2 protein-coding genes are annotated in these 2,752 nt (G+C 58.2%); one reads left to right on the forward strand and one right to left on the reverse strand.

All coding sequences use genetic code 11. The annotated features are described in order from the left end of the window. Positions 1-133: 133 nt before the first annotated feature. Positions 134-1,675, forward strand: a complete 1,542-nt coding sequence (locus ACIQ5B_RS10810) for a DEAD/DEAH box helicase (RefSeq protein ID WP_397599019.1) — start codon at positions 134-136, stop codon at positions 1,673-1,675. A gap of 98 nt (positions 1,676-1,773) precedes the next feature. Here ACIQ5B_RS10810 and purH read toward each other — a convergent pair. Beyond that, positions 1,774-2,752: bifunctional phosphoribosylaminoimidazolecarboxamide formyltransferase/IMP cyclohydrolase (gene purH, locus ACIQ5B_RS10815; RefSeq protein WP_397599020.1), on the reverse strand; the 979-nt coding region annotated here is incomplete at its 5' end.

The raw sequence follows: 2,752 nt of genomic DNA on the forward strand, positions 1-2,752 counted from the left end.
GCTTCCCATATCACGCAGGGTTGTTTCCAACGGGTCAGCATAAGCTGCTCCCGAACACCTGCTGTTGCGCCCGTGCGGTCCTGTTTCAAGGATCTGCATCATGGGGCTGCGACGACTATTTGAAAGTATAAATATGTCTTTTTTCCAAGACCTGGGCCTTGCCCAACCTATCCTTAAGGCGCTTGAAGCCGCTGGATATGATACCCCGACGCCCATCCAGCAACAGTCGATCCCACCATTGCTGCAAGGCCGCGATCTGTGCGGTATCGCACAGACCGGAACCGGCAAGACCGCAGCGTTTGCTTTGCCATCGCTGCACCATTTCGCAACAAAGCCAAAAGCGCGGCAGCCATATAGCTGCCGTATGCTGGTGCTGTCGCCAACCCGCGAACTTGCGGCACAGATCGCTGACAGCTTCCGCACCTATGGCAAATTCCTTGGCCTGAAGGTTGATTGCGTCTTTGGCGGCATGCCCATTTTCAGCCAGAAAAAACGGCTCGCTGGCGGCGTGGATATTCTGGTCGCGACACCGGGCCGTCTCATCGATTTGATCGAGCAACGCGCGGTCACGTTGAAGGACGTCGAAATCTTCGTCCTTGATGAAGCGGACCAGATGATGGACCTTGGTTTCATCCATGCGTTGAAGCGTATTGACCAATTGCTGCCAAAGCAGCGTCAGACATTGTTCTTCTCGGCCACCATGCCAAAGGCGATTGCTGAACTCGGCAACCGCTTCCTCAACAACCCTGTTCGTGTGTCGGTCGCACCTGCGGCAACCACTGCAGAGCGTGTTGAGCAATTCGTGACCTTTGTTGAACAGCGCGAAAAGCAAACCTTGCTGACGCTCAAGCTGCAAAGCGAAGAGATTGACCGTGCACTTGTGTTCACGCGCACCAAACATGGCGCCGACCGCGTTGTGCGTGGGCTTGCTGGCGCTGGCATCCAATCCGCCGCCATTCACGGTAACAAAAGCCAGGGCCAGCGTACCGCTGCGCTGCAGGCATTTCGTGACGGCAAAATCAAAATCCTCGTCGCAACCGATATTGCGGCACGCGGCATTGACGTCCCCGGCGTCAGCCATGTGTTCAATTTCGAGCTGCCCAATGTGCCGGAACAATATGTGCACCGCATTGGCCGTACCGCACGTGCGGGCCGCGAAGGCATTGCGATGAGCTTCGTTGCCGGTGATGAGCGTGGCTATATGAAGGATATTGAGCGTCTGACGGGCGTACGCGCCATGACGCTTGGTCTTCCTGAAGGTTTCCGTGCGGCTGTTGCCGCATTGCCGCCCCCCGTTGCCGACAAGAAACCGCAACAGGCCCGTGGCGGTCGCGGTGGCGGTCAACCCGGCGGCGGCCGTACCAACTATGCTGGCAAGAAATTGGGCGGCAACAATGGCGGCACTGGTTTGAACGGCGAAACCCGTAACCGGACGCATGCACCTCAAGGTGGATGGCAGCCAGCCATCGGACCACGTGACGGCAGCCGTGAAGGCAGCCGTGATGCGCGTCCACGTAGCGACAATGCCGCAAGCGCTGACCGTCGTCCTACCGCCGACCGTGCATTTGCCGCGCGCAGCGAAAACCGTCGCGATCCCGGCGCTCCGGCGCGGAACTACGGTCCTAAAAAGGGCGGTAACGGAAACTACAGAGGTTCCGTGAAACGCGCTGGGTAATGTGACTCCAGCGCGCCATCCTGAACTCGTTTCAGGATAGCAAACACACGTAGCGCGTTATCCTGAAACAAGTTCAGGATGACGCGTCGCTATTTTTATCAATGCCGGAAGTGGCGCATTCCGGTGAAGACCATCGCCAGACCAGCCGCATCAGCAGCGGCGATCACTTCGTCATCCCGCATCGATCCACCGGGTTGAATGACCGCCGTTGCGCCCGCTTCAGCGGCAGCCAACAAGCCATCGGCAAATGGGAAAAACGCATCTGACGCGACTGCGGATCCAACGGTACGCGGCGTTGGCCAACCATAAGTTTCGGCGGCTTCGGTGGCCTTAATCGCGGCAATCCGCGCGCTGTCGCGTCGGTTCATTTGGCCTGCACCAATACCCGCAGTCGCGCCATCCTTGGCATAGACAATGGCGTTCGATTTGACGTGCTTGGCCACGGTCCAGGCAAAGCGGCAGTCGGCCAGTTCCTGCACCGATGGTGCACGCTTGGTCACAACTTTGAAATCGCTGTCGGCAACATGACCGTTATCGCGCGACTGCACCAGAAGACCGCCCGTGATCGGCTTAATCGACAAGCCACCGCGCTTTGGATCGGGCAGATCACCCGTCAACAAAAGCCGCAGATTCTTTTTCTTTGCGAATACCGCCTTTGCGGCATCATCCGCCGATGGCGCGGCGACGACCTCAGTGAATATCTCGGTGATGGCCTCCGCAGTAGCACCATCCAGCGGGCGGTTAACCGCAACAATGCCGCCAAATGCGGACACGCTGTCGCACTCGAGCGCCGCGCGGTACGCATCGATTAAGGTTTCGCCCGTTGCCACGCCGCAGGGGTTGGCATGCTTGACGATGACGACAGTAGGCGGTCCGTCGCGAAACTCGCTGACCAGTTCAAGCGCCGCATCAGCGTCATTATAATTATTATAGGACAGTTCTTTGCCCTGCACCTGTTCGGCTTGGGCAATCCCCGATCCATGCGGACCGACAGGCAAATAAAGTGCCGCGCGCTGATGCGGGTTTTCGCCATAACGCAATTCGGTTTCGCGATTTCCGTTCACGGCAAGCATATCG

It is taken from the genome of Sphingorhabdus sp. (assembly GCF_044374345.1).
GTDB lineage: Bacteria > Pseudomonadota > Alphaproteobacteria > Sphingomonadales > Sphingomonadaceae > Sphingorhabdus_B.

Bases quoted from the DNA above. Each gene is read 5' to 3' on its own strand.
- ACIQ5B_RS10810 (WP_397599019.1), top strand. From the start codon at position 134: ATGTCTTTTTTCCAAGACCTGGGCCTTGCCCAACCTATCCTTAAGGCG.